Origin of the sequence: Microcoleus sp. C2D2 (assembly GCF_036702495.1) — a bacterium.
Classification (GTDB): domain Bacteria; phylum Cyanobacteriota; class Cyanobacteriia; order Cyanobacteriales; family Microcoleaceae; genus Microcoleus.
In genome coordinates this window covers 1-22,132 of record NZ_JAUBTO010000004.1, presented here as the reverse complement: position 1 = coordinate 22,132, position 22,132 = coordinate 1, and the positions used below count along the sequence as shown (strand labels likewise).

At 46.2% G+C, this 22,132-nt stretch carries 15 protein-coding genes; 8 read left to right on the top strand and 7 right to left on the bottom strand.

What is annotated here, in order from left to right; genetic code table 11:
• Positions 1-33 precede the first annotated feature (33 nt).
• Positions 34-1,953, top strand: coding sequence for a penicillin-binding protein 1A (locus QUB61_RS02345; protein ID WP_333123157.1), 1,920 nt, complete (start codon positions 34-36; stop codon positions 1,951-1,953).
• A 148-nt stretch (positions 1,954-2,101) separates the two neighbouring features.
• On the opposite strand, the gene QUB61_RS02340 is transcribed toward QUB61_RS02345, so the two are convergent.
• The 4 genes from QUB61_RS02340 to QUB61_RS02325 form a co-directional block, all read right to left on the bottom strand.
• Complete coding sequence (locus tag QUB61_RS02340; RefSeq protein ID WP_006632589.1) at positions 2,102-2,425, bottom strand: DUF1825 family protein; 324 nt, start codon at positions 2,423-2,425, stop codon at positions 2,102-2,104.
• A 319-nt stretch (positions 2,426-2,744) separates the two neighbouring features.
• Positions 2,745-3,338 carry a signal peptidase I gene (gene lepB / locus QUB61_RS02335; RefSeq protein WP_333123159.1) on the bottom strand — a complete coding sequence of 198 codons (594 nt, stop codon included), beginning with the start codon at positions 3,336-3,338 and terminating at the stop codon, positions 2,745-2,747.
• Positions 3,339-3,866: 528 nt separating this feature from the next.
• Positions 3,867-6,344 carry an ATP-dependent Clp protease ATP-binding subunit gene (locus QUB61_RS02330; protein WP_333123162.1) on the bottom strand — a complete coding sequence of 826 codons (2,478 nt, stop codon included), beginning with the start codon at positions 6,342-6,344 and terminating at the stop codon, positions 3,867-3,869.
• A gap of 892 nt (positions 6,345-7,236) precedes the next feature.
• Positions 7,237-7,488: a hypothetical protein gene (locus QUB61_RS02325; RefSeq protein WP_333123164.1), complete on the bottom strand. Its 252-nt coding sequence runs from the start codon at positions 7,486-7,488 to the stop codon at positions 7,237-7,239.
• A gap of 229 nt (positions 7,489-7,717) precedes the next feature.
• On the opposite strand from QUB61_RS02325, the gene QUB61_RS02320 reads away from it, so the two are divergent.
• Positions 7,718-8,302 (top strand): RNA-guided endonuclease TnpB family protein, encoded by a 585-nt coding sequence (locus QUB61_RS02320; RefSeq protein ID WP_333123167.1) that lies wholly within the window; start codon positions 7,718-7,720, stop codon positions 8,300-8,302.
• Between the two features lie 80 nt (positions 8,303-8,382).
• Here the strand turns inward: QUB61_RS02320 and QUB61_RS02315 are convergent, their stop codons facing one another.
• Positions 8,383-9,348: a DMT family transporter gene (locus tag QUB61_RS02315; protein ID WP_333123170.1), complete on the bottom strand. Its 966-nt coding sequence runs from the start codon at positions 9,346-9,348 to the stop codon at positions 8,383-8,385.
• 97 nt (positions 9,349-9,445) lie between these two features.
• Positions 9,446-10,390 (bottom strand): DMT family transporter, encoded by a 945-nt coding sequence (locus tag QUB61_RS02310; RefSeq protein ID WP_333123173.1) that lies wholly within the window; start codon positions 10,388-10,390, stop codon positions 9,446-9,448.
• Positions 10,391-10,989: 599 nt separating this feature from the next.
• Between QUB61_RS02310 and QUB61_RS02305 the strand changes: the two genes are divergently transcribed.
• The 3 genes from QUB61_RS02305 to QUB61_RS02295 all read left to right on the top strand — a co-directional run bounded on the left by QUB61_RS02305 (position 10,990) and on the right by QUB61_RS02295 (position 16,196).
• Entirely contained in the window at positions 10,990-13,053 is a 2,064-nt protein-coding gene (locus QUB61_RS02305) for a histidine phosphatase family protein (protein ID WP_333123176.1), read from the top strand.
• Positions 13,054-13,752: 699 nt separating this feature from the next.
• Positions 13,753-15,150, top strand: a complete 1,398-nt coding sequence (locus tag QUB61_RS02300; protein WP_333123179.1) for a hypothetical protein — start codon at positions 13,753-13,755, stop codon at positions 15,148-15,150.
• 56 nt (positions 15,151-15,206) lie between these two features.
• Positions 15,207-16,196 carry a DMT family transporter gene (locus QUB61_RS02295; RefSeq protein WP_333123182.1) on the top strand — a complete coding sequence of 330 codons (990 nt, stop codon included), beginning with the start codon at positions 15,207-15,209 and terminating at the stop codon, positions 16,194-16,196.
• A gap of 167 nt (positions 16,197-16,363) precedes the next feature.
• Here the strand turns inward: QUB61_RS02295 and QUB61_RS02290 are convergent, their stop codons facing one another.
• Complete coding sequence (locus tag QUB61_RS02290; RefSeq protein WP_333123185.1) at positions 16,364-16,495, bottom strand: hypothetical protein; 132 nt, start codon at positions 16,493-16,495, stop codon at positions 16,364-16,366.
• Between the two features lie 717 nt (positions 16,496-17,212).
• Here QUB61_RS02290 and QUB61_RS02285 point away from each other — a divergent pair.
• The 3 genes from QUB61_RS02285 to QUB61_RS02275 all read left to right on the top strand — a co-directional run bounded on the left by QUB61_RS02285 (position 17,213) and on the right by QUB61_RS02275 (position 21,805).
• Complete coding sequence (locus tag QUB61_RS02285; RefSeq protein ID WP_333123188.1) at positions 17,213-19,225, top strand: EF-hand domain-containing protein; 2,013 nt, start codon at positions 17,213-17,215, stop codon at positions 19,223-19,225.
• Positions 19,226-19,440: 215 nt separating this feature from the next.
• Positions 19,441-19,758 carry a hypothetical protein gene (locus QUB61_RS02280; RefSeq protein WP_333123190.1) on the top strand — a complete coding sequence of 106 codons (318 nt, stop codon included), beginning with the start codon at positions 19,441-19,443 and terminating at the stop codon, positions 19,756-19,758.
• Positions 19,759-19,888: 130 nt separating this feature from the next.
• Positions 19,889-21,805, top strand: coding sequence for a pentapeptide repeat-containing protein (locus QUB61_RS02275; RefSeq protein ID WP_333123192.1), 1,917 nt, complete (start codon positions 19,889-19,891; stop codon positions 21,803-21,805).
• The last annotated feature ends 327 nt before the right edge of the window (positions 21,806-22,132 follow it).

The following is a 22,132-nucleotide window of genomic DNA, read 5'->3' as shown; positions in this document are numbered from 1 at the left end:
ACACCCCAAATCGAGTGAGGAAGTGAAATCCACGTGTCAACCAACGCAGTCCGCAAAAACACGGAAAACTCAGCCCCCGTATTCGAGTTTGTTCAGTCAGTCAGTAAAGTGACCGCCGGAACCATACTCAGCATGACAATGCTTGCCAGTTCCGTAGTCGCTGGCGGACTGGTTGGCTTAGCGATCAGCTTCCGCAATTTGCCAGATGTTCGGATCTTGCAAACCTACTCTCCTACAGAAACTACCCACATTTACGACATCAACGGCAAGCCCCTAGCCAGCATCCACGATGAAGCAAACCGGGATGTCGTACCCCTTGACCAAATCTCCCCGAACCTGAAACGGGCCGTTCTGGCGATAGAAGATAGCAACTTCTTTACCCACAAAGGCATCAACCCCGGCGGGATAGCCCGAGCTCTCATAGTCAACCTAGAAAAAGGTAGAACCGTTGAAGGCGGCTCGACTATGACTATGCAGCTAGTCAAGAACCTGTTTCTTTCTCCCCAGTCAAAATTTAGTCGCAAGGTAGCTGAAGCGGTAATGTCTATCCGCTTGGAGCAAATTCTCAACAAAGACCAAATTCTGCAACTATACCTAAATCAAATCTACTTAGGGCACAACTTGTACGGCGTAGAGACAGCCTCTCGAAGCTATTTCAACAAGTCAGCAAATAATTTGACTCTTTCAGAAGCAGCCATGCTGGCCGGCTTAATTTCTGCCCCCGAAGAATACAGTCCTTTCGTCAATTACAAGTTGGCAAAAGACCGGCAGGAAATCGTTTTAAACCGCATGAAGGAGCTCAAATGGATTACGCCGGCCCAAGAGACTGCCGCGCGAGGGCAAAAAATTAAGCTAGGCAAAATTACCTCTTTTGGCGGCTCTCAAGTTCCTTACGTAACACAAGCCGTAGTCCAGGAACTGACGAGGCGTTTCGGGCGAGATGCCGTGGTTAAGGGAGGAATGCGCGTTCAAACCACGATCGACCTCAAAATGCAGCGCATAGCCGAAGAAACCGTCAAAGCGTGGCACGAAAGGCTTTACTACCAAGGGCTGTTTTACGATCGCGACGAAGGTCAAATTGCCCTAGCCGCCGTCGATCCCCGCACCCACTTTGTCAAAGCAATGGTGGGCGGCGTCGATTACGAAAAGAGTCAGTTCAACCGCGCCATTCAAGCACGCCGCCAGCCCGGATCTTCTTTTAAGCCTTTTATTTACTACGCTGCCTTTGCTAGCGGCAAATACGGCCCGGATTCAGTTGTCTACGACTCCCCTGTCGGCTACCGCGACGGCGACGGCTACTACTACCCTCAAAACTACGGTGGCGGCTTCTCCGGTGCCGTCAGCATCCGCAGAGCTTTGGAAGTATCTCTGAACATTCCCGCCGTCAAGCTTGGCCAAGAAGTCGGATTGAATAAAGTGATTGAGATTTGCCGCGTACTCGGCATCAGAAGTCCGATGGAACCGGTGGTTTCTTTGCCCTTGGGTGCCGTTGACCTAACTCCTTTAGAAATGGCCGGAGCTTTTGCTACCTTCGCCAACAACGGCTGGCATTCTGACACCACGTTTATCGTGCAAGTCACTGACAGCAGCGGCAACGTCTTGCTCGACAATACGCCCAAACCCAAATTAGTTCTCAATTCCTGGGCGGCGGCATCTGTCAACAGCGCCCTGCAAGGGGTAATTACCAGCGGAACGGCAAGAGCGGCTCAACTTGGGCGGCCTGCTGCTGGGAAAACTGGTACAACTTCCTCAGAACGGGATATCTGGTTTGTGGGTTACGTGCCGCAGTTGTCCGTGGCTGTTTGGATGGGCAACGACAATTATAGACCGATGAGCTACGGTGCTACTGGCGGTACTATTGTCGCCCCTGTTTGGCGCGATTTTATGAGCCAAGCTTTGGAAGGCGTTCCCGCAGAAAGTTTCAAACCTGCTTCATCTTTTGAGCGGCCTTAATTATCAGTCATTGGGCATTGGGCATTGGACATTGGGCATTGGGCATTCGGCATTGGGCATTGGGCATTGGGCATTGGGAATACTTTATTTTTCTTCCTTCTTCCTTCTTCCTTCTTCCTTCTTCCTTCTTCCTTCTTCCTTCTGCTCGCTAGGATTGTTTTTCCAGCTCAGATTTCATCCGCTCCAGCGTTGAGTTCATTTGCTCAAACATCTGCTGGGGCGTGATGCCAAATTGATTGAGCTGTGTTTTTAACTGCTCTACAGTCATCTGAGCCATGAAGTCCTCAGACAGCTCGAAGCGCTTCATAAAAATACGGTAGCGCTCCATCATTGATTCCATCTGAGCGATGAACATTTTCTTGCCTTCGCGATCGAATTTGCCGTAATTGCCGCCTAGTTTGATGAGAGATTGATAGTCTTCAAACAACAGCTTGGCTTCTTGCTGAACAATTTCTGAATCAAAAAATCCCATAGCTTTCCTAATTTTTTAATATTCTACTAATTTTGATCTAGGCGAGAAATCCCGCTGCTTTTTGTACCATTTTATCAGTTGCCGGAGGAAGTCCGTACCCCTTAAGGCACAAGAATAAGTAGAAATTTCCGTACAGCATAAGGCATGGGCATTGGCCCGCGCAGGGCATTGGGCATCGGGCATCGGGCATCGGGCATCGGCCCGCGCAGGGCATTGGGCATCGGGCATTGGTTATTGGTTATTGGTTATTCAAACTAACAACCAACCAATAACCCATAACTAATGACTGATGACTGATGACTGATGACTAATGACTTCTTTAAACTTCCCCGATGCGTTCTAGAGGCCAAAACCGCACTACAGCACGGCCGATGATATTCTCCTTAGGTAAAAATCCCCACCTGCTGGAGTCGTTGCTGTTGTTGCGGTTGTCTCCCATCACAAAGTATTCATTTTCTGGGACGCAATAAGGCCCCCACTGGTATTTAGGAGGTTCGGCAATATATTTTTCGACGAGGGGTTGGTCGTTGAGATAAACTAAACCTTTTTTAACAGCGACGGTTTGACCCGGTAAGCCAATTATCCGCTTGATGAATGCTTGGTCTTGGGTAAAGCCTTGTTCTTGCAACTGTTCGGGCGGGGCAAATACTACGATGTCGCCAGTTTTTGGCGGTTGGAGGTGGTAGGAGATTTTTTCGACTACGACGCGATCGCCCACGTGCAGAGTTGGTACCATAGAATCTGAGGGTATGTAGCGCGGTTCGGCGACCAAGGCTCGAATCACTATTGCTAAACTCAAAGCAATAATCACTATCTGAAGATTTTCAAAGCTTGACTTCCACGCTTTCTGCCACCAGGTTTCAGGCGGATTTTCTGCTACTTTTGTACCCAAATTATTTTTTTCAGATGTCATGAAACTCCTCGCTATATAGTTGCCACTAATTATCTAATTAAGCTCGCTCAGCATTTAAATTGCAGCTCAAGAAATAATCAAACCATGAGCGGGCACGGCACGCGGACCCGCCCCACATATACAATTTAAATGCAGTAAAGCTTACCATTGAAGTATGTCGCTGTTCATTACTAGACTTGAAGTGCAGGCATTCGCTTTCCTATCTTGAAATCCTCTGCGTTGCATCTGCGGTTTCCCGATCGATCGAAGATTTATGCAATAATATCATGTCCGATCGATTAACCATAATATCCCGGTCGGGGCGGGTTTTTGAGATGGGAGATTGTTGGCAGGCATTGTTGGCGAACCCTCCCCTACAAAAATCGCGGTCGCTCGACCGGACATGATATAAGTCTTTGATTGATATTAACTCATAAAAAAGGCAGAGAATTTAAATTCTCTACCTTTTTTACGTGAGGATTTTGAATTATTGGCGATCGCGAGATTGGTTATTTCAAAACTTTACTCGCGATCGCACGCCACTCAATCTTACTCAGCGCCTTGGGGCAGCAATTCCCGCTTTTGACCTTGCACTACCTTGATAATTCCGTCCTCGCCCACATCAACAACAGCGGTGTCGCCGTCTTTGACCCGGCCAGAAAGGATTTCCTCAGCCAAACTGTCTTCCAACAACCGCATGATGGCGCGGCGCAGGGGTCTGGCTCCGTAGCTGGGGTTGTAGCCTTCTTCTACCAGCCGTTCTTTGAATTTTTCGGTCACTTCCAGGGTGATGCCCTGTTCTGTCAAGCGGCCGAACACTTCTTTGAGCATAATGACCGCGATTTCCTTCACTTCTTCCCTGTTCAACTGGCGGAAGACGATAATTTCGTCTAGGCGGTTGAGGAATTCGGGGCGGAAGTAGTTTTTGAGTTCTTCGTTAACCAAGGAGCGAATGCGGTTGTAATTGGCATCGGTTTGGTTTTCGCTGAACTCGAAGCCGAGGCCGCCGCCGCCTTTTTCAATCACCTTAGAACCGATGTTTGAGGTCATAATCAGCAGCGTGTTTTTGAAGTCCACGGTGCGACCTTTGGCATCTGTTAAGCGGCCGTCTTCCAATATTTGCAGCAGCATATTGAAGACATCGGGGTGGGCTTTTTCGATTTCGTCGAACAGCACGACGGTGTAAGGACGGCGCCGGACTGCTTCTGTGAGTTGGCCGCCTTCGTTGTAGCCGACGTAGCCCGGAGGAGAACCGATGAGTTTAGAAACCGTGTGGCGTTCCATGTATTCGGACATATCCAGCCGAATCATCGCGTCTTCGGAACCGAAGAAGTAGCCGGCTAGGGCTTTGGTGAGTTCGGTTTTGCCTACGCCTGTGGGCCCGGAGAAGATGAAACTGGCGATCGGGCGATTGGGATTTTTCAAGCCGACGCGAGCGCGACGGATGGCGCGGGAAACGGCTTTCACTGCTTCTTCCTGCCCGATCAAGCGCTGGTGCAAGGTATCTTCCATGTGCAGCAGCTTTTCGGATTCGGATTCTGTCAGTTTGTTTACCGGGACGCCCGTCCAGCTTGCCACGATTTGAGCGATATCTTCTTCGGTGACTACTGGCGATGGGTCTGTTTCGCCGGTGCGGGCCGAGTCGGTTTTTTTGGCTTGGGAAATAGCGCGAATTTCGGCTTTGATGGTCATTTCCCGATCGCGCAATTCGCCGGCTTTGTCAAAGTCTTGAGAACGCACCGCTTCGTCTTTATCTTTGAGGACTTGGCGCAGTTCTTTGTCAAGTTCTTTGGCTGCGGGGGGCAGTTGGGAGTTGATCAAGCGGACTCTGGAACCAGCTTCGTCTACCAAGTCAATTGCTTTGTCTGGGAGGAAGCGATCGGAGATGTACCGATGTGAGAGTTTCGCTGCAGCTTCCAGGGCCGTGTCCAAGATTTTCAGCTTGTGGTGCTGTTCGTAGCGTTCCCGCAGACCGAAGAGAATCTCGATCGTCTCGTCAACAGTGGGTTCGCCGACCATGACGGGCTGGAAGCGCCGTTCTAGGGCTGCATCGCGCTCGATGTGCTTGCGGTACTCGTCGAGGGTGGTAGCGCCGATACACTGGAGCTCGCCTCTTGCCAAAGCCGGCTTGAGAATGTTCGCCGCGTCGATCGCCCCTTCAGCCGCACCTGCACCGATCAAAGTGTGCACTTCGTCAATCACCAAAATCACGTTACCCGCCGTGCGGATTTCGTCCATGATTTTTTTGAGGCGTTCTTCAAATTCGCCCCGGTATTTCGTCCCCGCAACCAGCAAGCCGATGTCGAGGGTAACGACGCGCTTTTCTTCGAGGATATCTGGGATGTCGTTGTTAGCGATGCGCTGGGCGAGACCTTCGGCGATCGCGGTTTTGCCGACTCCGGGTTCCCCGATGAGCACCGGGTTATTTTTGGTGCGGCGACCGAGGATTTGAATTACCCGTTCGATTTCTTTTTGGCGTCCGACTACTGGGTCTAGTTTCCCATCGACCGCCATTTGAGTGAGGTTGGCTCCAAATTCGTCGAGGGTTGGGGTTTTGGTGCGAGCGCCGCCGCCAGTGGCTGCGACTTCTGCGGTTTCTCCCAGCATCCGAATCACTTGGGTACGGACTTTCGACAAGTCTACTCCCAGATTTTCTAGGACTCTAGCCGCTACTCCTTCACCTTCGCGGATCAGGCCCAGCAGCAGGTGTTCGGTACCGATGTAGTTGTGTCCGAGTTGACGAGCTTCTTCTAGGGATAGTTCTAGAACCCGCTTGGCGCGGGGGGTGAACGGAATTTCTACTGCTACGAAGCCGGAACCGCGCCCGATGATTTTTTCCACTTCAATCCGAGCGTCTTTGAGGTTGACCCCCATTGATTTGAGGACTTTAGCTGCAACCCCGGTTCCTTCACCGATCAGACCCAGGAGGATCTGTTCTGTCCCTACGAAGTTGTGACCCAGGCGGCGAGCTTCTTCCTGGGCCAACATGATTACTTTTATTGCTTTTTCTGTGAAGCGTTCAAACATGATTTATTCCCATCACCTGCTGCTAAGTGCCCGTTTCGAGGTCACGCTCGCACAACGAGCGTTTTTGTTCTCGTAGGGACAGGGCAATGCCGTGTCCCTACTCGTACTGCTTATTCTAGCGTGACACTCCCAACCGCTCTGCCGCACTGGAAAAGCGGTTGCAGATTCTAGGCTGCCGTTGCAGGGTGGCTTTCAACTGGGAAGACCCAAATGGTGGCTGACCTACAACCTCCCCTAGACTGCAAGAAGATTGCTCTTCTCGGCCTGTGCCCAACCTACGACTATGTATTGAGGATTCTAGCACAATCTTTTTGGCTGTCATGCAGGTGCAAAAGTGATAGTTCTCGAATTACAGGGCGTGTTTTATACAAAACTTATTAGTTTGATCCACGATCTACGTCCTAAGCTATATAGACGTTAAGCTGCTGCCCATGTCCAAAATCTGTTGGTTTGCGAGGGCGAGAGCGAGCTGGGCTTTCTTTATCTAAAATTTTGCCTCAGATGCGTTGGGGATTTGGGTAGTATTGATTTCAGCTTCCGCTATTACATTGATCTTGGGTGTGGCGCTTCTTCCACACCATTGCTGAGATTGTGGAGACCAAGCGACCCGAACAGCAAAAAGCTTTTTTTGGCGGCGGCAGCCTTTAAGGACTTCTTTACCAAAAAGCTGGGTTTAAAGCCCCGTCCTTCTAGGACGGCTTTTTCTCTTTGAGTTTGTCAATCCAGTTTTCTATAAGTTGAGTCATTGTTTTTCTTCTTGCTTGGCAATTCTCCGCAATTTCTCTAACCGACTCACTGCAATATGAACGCTTAATCTTTCTCTGGTCATTTGGCTACCCAATTGCTATCCTATTATGTTATCGTAATCAGTATGAAAACATTGAAGTTCAAGCTATATCAAAGCAAGCGGAATAAACACCTTAAGCGAAGTATCAATGCTGCCGGGGTGATTTATAACCATTGCATTGCACTCCATAAACGGTACTACCGGATGTGGGGAAAGCATTTGAATTGTGCAAAACTTCAATCGCATATTGCCAAACTGAGAAAGCGTAAAGCGTTCTGGCAAACGGTCGGCTCTCAATCTGTACAGGATATCTGCCAACGCATCTCGATCGCCTACCAACTGTTTTTTAAGCATCACAAGAAGGGAGTTAGACCGCCCGGATTTAAGAAGGTTCGCAGATACAAATCGTTCACTCTCAAGCAAGCTGGCTACAAATTCTTAGGCGGTAATCGAATTAAGATTGGGAATCGCATTTATCAGTATTGGAATTCCAGAGAGATAGAGGGGACGATCGAGACGTTAACTATTAAGCGCACGACCTTAGGAGAGCTATTTATAGTTGTGGTCGTTGACACCGTTGGAGAGCTTGAAACCAAAGTCGAGACGAGTAGAATCGCTGGCGCAAGATTTCGGATTAAAAACGTTTCTCACCTGCTCAAATGGAACAAAAATCGAATCACCGCAATTTCTAAAACAGTCCCTTAACGCTATTAAGAAAGCAAGTCGTCAGCATTCCAAAAAACGGAAAGGCTCAGCGAACCGGGAAAGAGCAAGACTCAATCTAGTTCGCAAGTACGAGGATGTAGTGAATCGTCGCTCTGATTGGTTTTGGAAATTGGCTCGCGAACTAACTGATAAGTTCGATATACTGTGCTTTGAGACGTTGAATCTAAAAGGAATGCAACGACTTTGGGGACGTAAAACTTCAGACATTGCGTTTGGCGAATTTCTTCAAATTCTTGAATGGGTTGCTAAGAAGAAAGGGAAAGAAGTGGTTTTCATCGACCGTTGGTATCCATCTAGTAAGACTTGTTCACACTGTGGACACGTCCTGAAAGATTTAGATTTGAACACAAGAGAATGGCGATGTCCGTCCTGTCAGAAGGTGAATGATAGAGATGAGAATGCAGCCAAGAATAACTTGCTGGTTTTTCTTGGCATCAACCGTTAAGTTAGGTGATGTTAGACAGGCTTCGCCTGCAATTGCTGTCTGAGCTTAGAATCCCCCGTGATAAGAGCCGGGGGAGTATGTCAAGTTAATTCGCGGGTTTCTTTAACTGCAGATTGACTCGATTGAGCTACATAGATACCGCATAAAATCACGACAAACGCCATCAAGTCAAAGAAACTCAAGCGTTCAGAGAAAATTACCCAAGCCAAGATTGAGGCAAGGACTGGCTCGAAAAGCAGCGTGACGGCGACGAACCCTGACGACAGCCTGCTGAGGCTGTAAGCCAAAAGTCCTTGACCCAACACTTGGCACAAGAGGGCTTGCAAAATTACGAAAAACCACCCCATCCAGGAATGGGGAAACAATGTTTCTTCGGCGAGTGCGAGGACGGGAAACGCAAACATAGTCGTGAAGGCGCAGCGCCACAGCAATAAGGTTGCCGTGGTAAATCGTTCTCGCAGCAGTTCTAGCAGTATCAGATACGCAGCAAAACAAATCCCCGATAGCAAGGCGACGGCATTGCCTTGTACTTGGTTGGTGGCGAACTGCACGTCATCCAATCCCATAGCGATCGCTCCCGCCACTGCCAGGATCATGCCAATGATGAATCTGCTATTATACCGCCTACCTAATAACAACCACCCCCCCAAACCGACAAAGAGTGGGTTCAAACCACAAAATAACGTAACGTTGGCAACGTTGGTTTGAGTCAGCGACAAAGACCACAGCAGGAAGTAGGTCGCTCCGAAAGTTCCCAATGCTACCAATAGCCCGAATTCTCGTCTCGTAAAAGGCTTCTGTTCTACGGGTTGGCGCTCGGATTTTTGGCGGTCCAAAGCCTCAACTGTGCTCAACAAGCCAAAGACGATGGCAGCGATCCAGCCGCGATGGAATGCTACGGCATTTGAACTTATTTCTCGTTCGCACAGTTTGACGAGGATTGGTGCTAAAGATAGGGGGATCAGGCTGGCAAATAATGAAGCAGTTGCGATCCGAGCAGGTGTTCTGGACGACGGTTGCTGTGCTAATTCCAGTTTGGCTGTCATACTTTTTAGCAAATGTGTTGACATCGAGTTGTGCTGATTTTTTGAGCCAAGTCTTTTTCAGTTGCTTACCGTTGAAACAAACAGTAATTAATGGTGACTACCCGCTCTCTAGGCGATTTTGTGGGAGACGAACAGCAGCTTGGCTAGATACGGCTAGGTATAGACCGATGAGAACTAGGGCAAAACCTACCCAATTCGAGAAACTTAACTTTTCCCAAAATATTGCCCAAGCCAAAATGCTGCTAAATACTGGCTCTAACAAATGTACTAAGGAGACAACCACTGAGGACAAGCCAGCAACGCTATATGTTAAAAGTCCCTGACCTAAAACTTGGCAGACGAGAGCGAGAAAAATGACGAACAGCCATCCATTCACTGAAGAAGGAAAAACCCGCTCTTGAGCGAACACCAGCATAGGCAAGATGGATAGGGTAGCGATCGCACAAACCCACAACTGAATTGTGATCGGGTCAAATTTGGTTCTCAGTTGTTCTACCACCAGCAGATATGCACCCATAAAAACCGCAGAGACGATCGCAGCTATGCCTCCTGTTACCTCACCAGTTGCGATTTGTATCTGCTCGATTTCAATGGCGATCGCTCCGCCAATGGCGACGACCATCCCAATCAGAAATTGGCGGTTAAAGCCTTGACCGAATAACAACCAAGCTCCTAAGCTCGTAAATATCGGGGTAAGATTATGTAGGATTGTCGAGATAGCGACGCTGGTTTGAGTCAGCGACCAAGCTACAAAGGCTAAGGTGGCAGCAAAAAAAGTCCCAGCACCCAGCAATAGCAAAAGCTCCTGACTGGTGTATGAATGCTGTTGAACGGGTTTGTCACCAGAAAGTCTCTGACGTATCGCCTTGTATCCTTGCCACAGCCCGAAGACGACACTACCTAGCCAAAAGCGATTGAATATTGTAGCATTGGGGCTGAGTTCAGATTCACTCCATCTAATGAAGATAGAGCCAAAAGATATGGCGACTACACCGACAAATAATGAGGCGATCGCCATCGTCGTTTTATTGGATTCATTCATCAGGGGTGAAACAAATATAAAACAGAAAAATCTATGATTGGCTGTGAAGCAACTGTGCTTCGTGGCGATCGAGAAGTCTTCTCTAGTAAATCCCGGAGCTAAATGCTTGTTTTAGTTTTTTTATATTTTTATTTTTGAAAGATCGTCCCTTTTATTAATTAACATTTATCTCAAACTATGTCAAGCACCATTTTTTACATACTTTACGGCTCTATGGAGTCGGTTTCCAAATGACGACGATCCGCAGTTCTACGTTTCTGTTAGCCATTTTTTCGGCTCCAGGATGGGGTGCTTTTTTGCTTAACTTCGGCATTCTTGGCGTTGTCGTTATTGTTCTCTACCTACTGTTTGGTATTTTGTGGAGGGTTTAGCGGCGAGAAACTAAACTAATTTAATTTTTTTCTTCTGGTGATTTACCCAGAATATTGGCTGGACAAAAAGCACAGTTTATGACCGTGCAAAGTATACGATCGGAACGGTCTACGATCGCGGTTTCGTGGTAGAGTGCTTTTGGTCGTTAACTAATCAGACTTAAAAGTCTGAAACTTCAATCGTGGAAAAGAATCTAAATCCTGTTTAAGGGGTAGTAAAAGTAAATAATGAACACTAGAAACTTAGATGACCAGGTAGAAAGTACCGAAAATGGATCGATCGAAGTTACAAGTAAGTTCGATGATGCAGCCACAACAACTTCTGCCGCATCACCAAAAGAATTCAATGCAGAACAGCTAGGACGTGTCTACTTTATTCGGCACGGTGAAAGTACCAGTAACGAACGCAACATTTTTGCAGGAGTTCTGGATGTTGACCTCACATCCTTTGGCCGGTTGCAGGCGCGCCGTGCAGGTGTTGACCTGAAGAAAAAAGGTACAAAGTTTGACGCAGTATATGTCTCCCACATGAGACGCGCACGGCAAACCTGTGAAATCGCCCTTGCTGAAAGTCAAGCACTAAAGTCGCCAAATACCCCCGTTGAGATAGATCATCGAATTAGCGAGAAATCCTTTGGCATTTTTGCGGGTCGCAACCTAAATCTGCTGCGTCTAGCCTTGGGCTACGAAGGCTTCGAGGAAATGTTGCATTCACATAACGAAGCACCTCCGGCTGGCGAAAAGATTGCCGAAGTTTACTCTCGCGCTGCCCGTTTCTACGAAGACAAAATAGTACCGCACTTGGAACGGGGAGAAACAGTTCTAGTAGTGTGCCACCAATATGTATTGGAGCCTCTAGCACTTTATTTAAGCGGTCTACCGCCGACAGCTTATAAACACCTGAAACTTCCCAACGGTAAAGCTCTCAGCGGTGTGGATCTCGTCAATTTTCGCGACAAGGAATCTGGCGGTGCTGCTTCGCTGCGTAAACAGATCAACGATCTTTCAATTATGTGGGCGATTTTGATCTATGCCGCTGCCTTCTTGCTGGGAAGCTTGCTAGGGGCAATCACTGCCGCAGCAGGAGCTATTCCGTCCGCCCTATTTCGAGCAATAATCGTTGCGTGTCTTGCCGCCTCAACGTTTTATACCTACCTAGACATTGACTTTGCTGCGAGTAAACGCAAAGTAACCTCTACTGTGAAGTATCTAGTTTACGGGTGGATGGCAGTGCGATGGGTAGTTGGGCTATTTTTAATATTTTCTGGATTTTTGTATCAGACTGAAGCCGATTTGTACAAAGTTTTGTGGGTGCTGTTTTGGATGGTTCCGCCAGCCCTTACTTCCCCTGTTTTATCCGTGCTTTGGGGCGGTAATCTTTATCCGTCGGCTTTATTGTCAAGAACCCTATCAATCGTTGCTCCACTGGCGCTTCTGGCTACATTGAAGGTTGCCAATTTACCCATTAATGTTGACAGCCTGATCTTTTTCGGCGTCATTCTAATTTTAGGTCTGGCAATACCGGGTGCGATCGCCCAGTTTTGGCGCGACAAATCCCCGGTTGAATCAAACCACCACAGTAAAAACTGGAAATTCATCGGAGTGCTTGCTGTCGCATTCATGGCCTTGGCAACAGGCTTTCAGTTTACTCCCTCAACCTTCATTTCGGATATATTTTCTTCAACCGATCCGAACCGCTCCCTAGCCTGTCTGCAACAACTAGCAATTGCAACTTTAGTGTTTGTCTCGATGCGCCTAGTAGCTACATTAACCTCAGTATTTACAAAAGGCAAGCTAAGTAAGGCAGAAGCTCGAGATGCTTATATCCTGCTTGTGAATCCCAACTTTTTCCTTTGGGCGGCTCTTTTCATCGGAGTTAGTGCAACTGCAAATCCCGAAGCCGTAAAATATGCAGTTTTTTGGGCAGCGCTGGGGTTCTTCTGCATACCGCTCATCGAACAGATCTTGTTCATGAATTCATTTGGCAATGACATACTGAGAGAAACACTGCGTTCTTCGAGAGTGGCGACAGAAGATATCAAAAAGCTTTTCCTGCAATTGGATACGGATGGAAGTAAGGCGCTCGAACGTACTGAGATTATGGAGCTGTTAGGGCTAATCGAAGATATGACAACAGGCGAACGTAGCTCTGAAGAAGTCAGAAGCTACATCACTGATTATCTTTTTAATAATCTTGACTCCGATAAAAATGGCAGTGTTGATTTAGCAGAGTTAGAAGAGTACATATCAACCTATGGGTTGGTTGCTAACCTTAACGTTGCTCAAATCTAAACTTTGGCTCAATAAGCCATAACATCTTTGCTTGGGGTAGGGGTAGTCAAGGCACAAAACCTAGGAAATTTGCACAACCGAAAACCAACTCTACTAGACCTCTTGCAAAAGTCCTTTTCATAAATTTATTGGACGGGCTCTTCGACCCATCCCACAAGAAAAAATAACTCTTGTGGGATGGGCCGAAGAGCCCGTCCTAGTTATTTTTGCAAGAGGTCTACTCTTTTATTTACATCTATGGAGGAAACGCTCTCTGGCAAAAATCGCACGCTTGACCCGAAAGACTATCGCTGGGATATTAGTCATCGGAAACCGGGACCCAAATGCTCGATCGCATTTGATATATAGCAATCCTTGCAGGAGTCGTAAATTTTTTACCCCACCCCAACCCTCCCCTTATCAAGGGGAGGGAGTAAGAAATTCACAAATGATTCAGGATTGCTATAGGTAACCGAAAACGATAAGCGCTTAGTCGCCACCGATTACTTGTTTAACCTCAACCATTATGGTAAGGTTCATTATGAAGGGCAACACAAGATTCATGTCTATGTGCTTGTAATTTTCCGGGCAAGGGTGGGCGCTGCTGTTAAATCAACAGCGATCGCTCTGACTAACTGGTTAAAATCCCCAGAACATGGAATAAAGACATAATCAAACTAATCAACTTATTACTTTAGCATTATAAATTGTAGATGTCAAATGGTAGAAGCTATCAAATTTAACAATAATCAAACCACCACAGCCGATTGGCGACTCACTCCGGGCTACTTGCATGAAAGCCGATCGGATTTTGAATCAGCACATATTTTGTTAGGTCGTTTTTTAGCCGATAGAACCTCAGAAGACCCCTTGGTAGAAAAACAACTATTTGCCAGCGACGGCATTTTTGAGTGGGGACACGCCAAGCCTTTAGAAAAAGTGATTAATTCACGGTCAGACTTGGATTTTCTACTGTTGCATCCCTATTTGTTACGCAACTGTATTACTATCATCGAACCTTGGGAACACGTAGGCCTTAACGCTAAGGGCGAAGATGTTCGGGCTTCCAAAAATGTCGCCTACATTGCTCAGAAAGTCGCCGATATCGACTCAGTATTACTACCTGTTTGGTCAACAGGAGTCCTCGATCCAGAAATAGTTGTTCCCGCAATTAACTCTGGTTATGCCGTAATCGTCGAAGGTGGCGATCCATCAACATACGATGCCTCCACCTGGACAAGTCCGGCGTGTCCGCGAGAGGATATGTTTGCATTAATGGAAAAACTATTGATCTCGCGATCGCCCACCAGTGCTGCTGCCATCTTTATTTGTGTGGGACACCAGTTAGCTGCGGAATGTCATATACGGCTGATCCGTCGTGCAGTCAAAGAAGTTTTGGGCACGACATCTCTGGATCGCGATCGCTCAGGGATGGGTCTGAGATCGTTGCAAGAAGTCTGCCAGCGCATCGAAGCAATGGGCAAGACACTCGAAGTCAAAAAGCGTGATGGACGAGTTGTTGCCAATGGCTGGAATGACGAGCATTTTGCCGTGACGCGCAATGAATTAAAAGAAGTAGGCGATCGCGTGTTGTTGCCTTATCAGTCTCCCGACGGCGATGCCTTGGGTATTCCTTGGGAACTCATTCATGGCCACGATGTAACTGCTGATGCACATGAAGGTGTGATTGACACAACGATTCAATACGAGCGTGAAATATCAACTTCGATGTTTCATTCGGATGAAGTCAACGAAGAAGCAATATTGTTTGCAAACTGGGCTTACCGCAGTATTCATGACGCTATTGTTCCCTATCGGCACATCATCGCTGGTAGCGCTCTGTCATGGCTGATACAACTGCCCGATTCCCTGGAAATTCTCTGTTCGACCGCAGAGGCAGATGGTGAAATAGTTACGGAATGTTCGGCTACCTGCATTAACTACAAAGACTTTGAAACTAAGAAAATTAGACGCTCGTTTACTTGCCAGTTCCATCCAGAACTGCTCTCGGATTTGCGTGCGATCGGTAACAGTGAAGCTCCCTCCTATTCAACTTTAAAAAATGATGATGGTGTCCGCTTATTTGTCCGACTGCTGTATGCGGGAATGCAAGAGTAATGCTATTAGCTTGCGCCACTTTTTGCGTGGCGCAATTACTACTTTGAGGGGTGAAGATGACAATTGAAGTGAAACCATCACAGGAACAGATAGAGCAGGCACCAGGTGCGATCGGGCAGCGACTTCAAGGGACTATCGGACTAATTACCTTATTTCTCGCAATCTTTGCCTTATCCTTTGCCGCCATCTTCATCCGATTGAGCGAACGGGAACTCGGTCCGGTTGCAACAATATTCAATCGCTTCTGGGTAGCTACTGCGATCTTAGGATTAGGGAATCTGTTCAAGACATTGAGCGAAAGAAACTCCCCCGACTCCCCCCTCCAAAAGCAACATTACACCAGCAGCGATCTAGTCTTGTTGCTGGCAATGAGTGTTTTTTTCTCAAGCACCTTAATCAGTTGGGCTTGGTCTCTAACTCAGACCAGTGTGGCAAACTCTAATCTATTACATAACGTAACCCCGCTGTTCACCACGGTGATAGGATGGCTGTTTCTCAGTCAATCTTTTGATGGCAGATTCCTCATTGGCATGGTAGTCGCCATCAGCGGATCGATCTTAATTGGACTAGGTGATTTGCATATAGGGAGTGATAACTTTACAGGTGACTCACTTGCCATCCTATCGGCCGTCTTTTCTGCGGCCAATCTGCTGACTGTAGAAAAACTTCGAGCCAAGTTTTCAGCGACAACCATACTTTTGTGGTGTTCCTTTTTCGGGACCGTGTTAACTTTCCCGATCGTTCTGCTAACGGAAGATGTACTTTTTCCCTCTTCTTGGGCTGGGTGGTTGGCAATAATTGCCCAAGCCTCGGTCTGCCAAATTGTGGGTCAAAGCCTTCAGGCTTATAACCTCAAAGGATTTTCTTCTGGGTTCGTTGCCGTGTTCTTGTTGGTAGATCCAGTGATTACTGCCATACTTGCTTGGATAATCTTTTCGGAAGAGTTAAGCCCTCTGAACTGGTTGGCTTTTTCTGTAGTTTTGGCAGGCATATACATCGCCAAGCCTAGCCAAGGATCTGACAAAGTTACCCCTTTGGGAAGTTAAAAGCCAATGTTTTGTTTGGCTAGACAGACTTGAACAGAATGCTCGCATCATAAATATTCGAGCCTTTAATAACAATCTGGATTTATACTTTGACGCCTGTCAATAATTGAATTTCGCCATCTTAGCACTACGGGAAAAAGAGGGTATAGATACCCTGCATCTGGAATTTAGAACATACCTCGAAAGCTATAAGCAGACTTGGGAAAGAACTGGTAAATCAATAAATTGACGTTGCACTTTCCCAGGGATAAGGTCGCGCGATCGCTACCTGCGTTGCCAACGGAAGTATCGATTTCCATAGACCTCTTGCAAAAATAAATAGGACGGGCTCTTCGGCCCATCCCACAACAAAAAATAACTCTTGTGGGATGGGCATCTTGCCCGTCCCATCAATTGATGAAAAGGATTTTTGCAAGAGGTCTAATGTTCCACTCGCATGAAGTCAACAAAGAAGCAATCCTGTTTGCAAATTGGGCTTACGGCACTATTCATGACGCCATTGTTTCGTATCGGCACATCGTAGCTGCTAACTCTCTGAGTTGGCGAATAAGTAAGTAGGCGCTGTAAAACGCAATTATGTAAACGATTGTAAAATATCCAAATTCCCTAAGCGTGGCTAAGTCAGCCCTGTTTACATACTGTTACATAGATCGGTTTAATTCCGCCTACCTACTTACAATTGCCCGACGCCATTAAAATTATTTGTTCCACAGCAGAGGAAGATGGTAAAATAGTTGCCGAAGGTTCAGCAACCTGCATTAAGTACAAAGACTTTGAAACCTATAAAATTCGACGCTCCTTTAGTTGCCAGTTCCATCCGAACTGCTGTCATATTTGCGTGGGATTGGTAAAAGTGAAGCTCCATCTTATTCAACTTTAAAAATTGATGATATGGTGTCCGCTTATTTGTCCAACTACTGTATGTAGGAATGCAGGCATGATAGTTTTAGCTTGCTCCTTCACTGGCGGCGATTAATTGGACAAACTCCATATAAAGGACTGAGGTTAATTTAACCATGGATACTCCGAGAAAAATTTTAGAGGAATTGCGACGAGTCTTTACCAAGATTGCTGGAAAAGACCAACAAATCGATCGCTCAGAGTTTAAGAAAGCTATGGGGCTGAAAGACGAATATTTTGCCGAGCGAATGTTTGCGATGTTTGATAACGATAAAAGTGGCGTTATAGACATTGAGGAATTTTTGAAAACAGTAGAAGAACTTGTCTTTGCAACGGAAGAAAAAAAACTGAAATTTGCTTATCAATTGCACGACATAAACGGGGATGGTTCCATCGAAAAAGACGAAGTTTCTCACTTGATTGCTGCTAGCTTGAAGGAAAATAATTTAACCTTTCCGCCGGAACAAGTTACCAGTCTGGTTGACATTTTGTTTTTAGAAGCTGATACCGATAAAAGTGGCGAAATTTCTTTTGAAGAGTTCAAAGGTTTAATCGCAAAGCATCCGGATCTGCTTGAGGCGATGGCAGTTAGCCCCGTTAGCTGGTTAAAACCTCGCCAGCCAGACGACGACGCCATAGCAGTTGCGCCCAAAGAGAAAAGGTCGCGAAAGGCGTACATCAAGCATTACATTCAAAACAACTGGGTCAAGATCGCTTTTTTGTCCCTCTATCTTGTTGCCAACTTGTTGCTTTTCTTTGGGGCGGTCGATCGATATGCAAGTCAAGGCGCAAACCTGTACGTTCAAATTGCGCGGGGATGTGGCGCAGCGCTCAACTTCAACGGGGCATTGATCCTAATTCCCATGTTGCGGCATTTTATGACTTGGCTTCGCAAAACGAGCATCAACAACTATCTGCCGATAGATGAGGGCATCGAGTTTCACAAGCTCGTGGGTCAATTCATGTTTGTCTTTGCGATCGTCCATACGATCGCGCATTTTCTCAATTACACCACATTGCCGGTTCCCTTTGCCGAGAGTCTTTTTGCAACGAAGGCTGGCTTGTCAGGATTTTTATTACTGCTAGTTTTCTGCGTTATGTGGGTGACAGCGCAAGCTCCAATCCGCAAAGGCGGAAAATTTGCGCTTTTCTATACAGCTCATATGTTGTACGTCGGGTGGTTTGCCCTGGCGTTAGTTCACGGACCAGTTTTTTGGCAGTGGGTGTTGTTACCTGTTGTGGGATTCGCGATCGAACTGGTTATTCGCCGGCAGAATACAAAAGAGCCTGCCTATGTAGTTAATGCCTCTTTACTCCCCTCCAAAGTTCTAGGTTTGGAAATTGCACGTCCGAAATCTTTCCACTATCAACCAGGGGACTACGTGTTTGTTAAATGTCCCAGTCTCTCCAAATATGAATGGCATCCATTCACAATTAGTAGCGCCCCCGAAATCCAGGATGTCTTATCTGTACACATACGCTCTGCGGGCAGTTGGACTGGAAAATTATATCAACTTTTCCGAGAACAGCACGAGCAATGGATACGGTCAGGTAACTCTAAATACGAGCCGGGAGTGCTTGTCCATTTAGATGGACCCTATGGGACACCGACTACCCATATCTTTCAATCTAAGTACGCTATTCTAATCGGTGCGGGTATTGGCGTAACTCCATTTGCCTCTATTCTCAAAAGTATGCTGTACCGAAGCCAACACGGTTCTTCAGGAATGCGTTTGCAAAAGGTACATTTTTACTGGCTCAACCGAGAGCAAAAAGCGTTTGAATGGTTTGTGGAACTCTTATCCAGAATCGAAGCCCAAGACACTAACAACTTATTTGACATTAATTTGTATCTGACAGGTGCCCAGCAAAAGTCAGATATGAAATCCAGCACCCTATTTGTGGCAATGGATTTGATGCATTCTCAGACGCAGGTTGATTTGATTACAGGTTTAAAGAGCCGTACACAAACTGGTCGTCCAGACTGGGAAGAGATTTTCCGCGATGTAGCACAGCAACACGCGCCCAATAAAGTTGACGTATATTTCTGCGGCCCTCCTGGACTCTCGCTACAATTGAGAAATCTCTGCCATAAATACGGGTTTGGCTATAGGAAAGAAAATTTCTAGCAAAACTTCTGGCAATTGATTTACGATCTTCAGCGAGAGTCATAAGTTTAGGACTTACACAAAAACCGGGCTTCTTTGACGTAATTTCGGCTTTCTGACTATTTCTCCCCGTAGAAAAACCCGGTTTATTTGAACTTTTGCCTAATTCCTGGACTTGCTCTCCGCCATCTCCCAAAAAACCTTACTTGAATCTCGAAAAACGAGGAAAATATCCAATGAAGTTAGACAAGTTTATCCTAGCCCAAAATATGGCATTTCTGATATCAATTCCACCGGAAAGCAACCTGGCAAAATTGCTCTCCTTTTGCTTGGTGACAAAGGTTAGAAAAAAGATGACCGGAACAGAACTCTTAAAAATAACCTCTGAGCTAATGGAAAACCCATCCAATTTGCCCTATTGGACTCAAGAGGTGATGGGACTCGATTTAGATTACAGCAGTGAAGAGTGGAAAGCTTTAGGAGAAATGGGCATAAACGATGCAGGAGAGTTTATGGCTATGGTGTCTCAAGAATTGGAAAATTTGAGTTTGTAATATCTGGCTCTGGCGTCAGCGAGTAAACTCTCTTCCAACACTCTATCAAAAGCATTCATCAGAGCCGGATACTTAAAAAACCCTGTCTGAAAGACAAGGGAGCGTCAACTTTCAAGAGAGAAACAAAAATATGTCTTTAAATGTGGAACTTTTAGAGCAAAGTTTCGATAAAATCAAACCTCGTGCTGATGAATTTGCGGCTAGCTTCTACGAAAAATTGTTTACAGCTCACCCAGAGTTGAAACCGCTGTTTGCCAAAACTGATATGGAGAAGCAACAGAAAAAGCTCATAAGTGCTCTGGTTTTAGTAGTAGAAAATCTCCGTTCTCCAGAGGCTTTAGGGCCAGTTCTCAACGCACTGGGAGGCAGACACATCGGTTATGGAGTAATTCCCAAATATTACCGTCCAGTTGGAGAAGCATTACTAAGTGCTTTTGAGCAGTCTCTCCAGCAAGATTGGACAACCGAAGTAAAGCTGGCGTGGACAGATGCCTACACAGCAATTACTGCTTTGATGTTAAAAGGCGCAGGTGTAGAAACTACACCTGAAGAAGTTAAATTAGAAACAGAGATTATTCCCGATAAACAGGTAAGTATAGCAGCTAATCACCAACTAGAATCAGTTCCCCAAACAGAGCAAAAATTAGCCGTAGAGGTACTGGAAAGCAGTTTCGATAAAATCAAACCTCGTGCTGATGAATTTGCTGCTAGCTTCTACGAAAACCTCTTTATCGCCCACCCAGAATTTAAACCGCTGTTTGCCAATATCGATATAGAAAAGCAACAGAAAAAGCTCATAAATGCTTTGGTATTGGTAGTAGAAAATCTCCGCTCTCCAGAAGCTTTAGGGCCAGTTCTCAAGGCCTTGGGAGGCAGACACATCGGCTATGGAGTAATTCCCAAATATTATGGTCCAGTTGGAGACGCACTGCTGATGTCTTTTGAGCAGTATCTCCAAGAAGATTGGACTCCCGAAGTCAAGCTGGCGTGGACAGATGCCTACAGAGCAATTACTGGTTTGATGTTAAAAGGCGCAGGTGCAGATTCTTCACCAAAGGTTGTCGCAGATGAAAAAGAGGTCACCCACCATCAGCCACAAGAATCAAAGACACAATTACTGAACGAATCTAAGCCCGCGCCGCAAACCGAGGAACAGAAAAAGCCTTTAGTATCAATTCAGTTGGCTGGTGAAATTGTCCAAAAAACGCTCTCGAAAATAACTGATAGTTATCAGAAATTTCAAGGTCAATCATTCATTCAGCGATTGGGTGAAGTTCTCAAAGGAATTTTAGAAAAATTCATTGATAATTTTTGGGCACAACCCGCCTGGTTAGTTGCTAGTGTTTCAGCCGTTCTGTTCATCATAATTTATGTGGCGGCAGACGATAATTCTCTGGTTGGGGAGATTGTGCAGAGTGTTGATGCTCTTAGTATGGTCGTTGCTTTAATTTTATTCATTAAAGAAGCTCCGGATCGCCGGAAGCAATTTCATTACCAAGCTTGGAGTATAGTTGATGCAGCACACGGCGTAAAAGTTAGCTATGCAAGAATTCTGGCACTCCAAGATTTGAATGAAGATGGTGTTTCTCTCAGAGGTCTAGATGCTATTGGTGCAGACTTAGTAGCTATTAATCTCTATCGGGCCAATCTAAGTGAAACCAAATTGAGTGAAGCCGACCTCAGTAATGCCAATCTGAGCCACGCTAACCTCAATAATGCTAACCTCAGTCAGGCTAAATTGAGTGGTGCTAATCTCAGTGAGGCTAACCTGAGTTTTGCTCGCTTGAGTCAGGTTAATCTCAGTAGTGCCAACCTCAGCGGCGCTAATTTAATTTGTGCGGACTTGAGTAACGCAAATATGAGCGGTGTCAATTTGACGAATGCTAGTTTGAGTGGTGCTAATCTGAATAGTGCCTACCTAAGTGGTGCAAATCTAAAAGGTGCTAAAGTTAGCATTTCTGACTTGAGCGGTGCTTTGCTCGCAGGTGCTGTTATGCCTGATGGGTCGAAGTATAAGTCTCTGGAAGATGGGGTCACAAATAAATAAATTGATGCCAACTTTTTTATGACTTTGAGGTCTGCTTTTATAGTAAAATGGTGAGAACCCCTTGAGGAGAAAAGCTTTGGCTTACTGAAATGCGATCGCTACTAATGGTGAGAGATAACTCTTTAATTTATGAGACATACAATGTCCGTTCAAGAAGTTGTTTCCTTGCTCAATGAACTGGTAACAGGCTTTGATGAAATGACAGAAAAATACGGTATGTCTGCAATCGCTGCCCTGTGCTATGGTTGAGTTTATCAAAAATCTGGGTTTAAAACCCCGTCCTTGCAGGACGGCTTTCTCTTAAGGTACTACGACATATACCTGTTA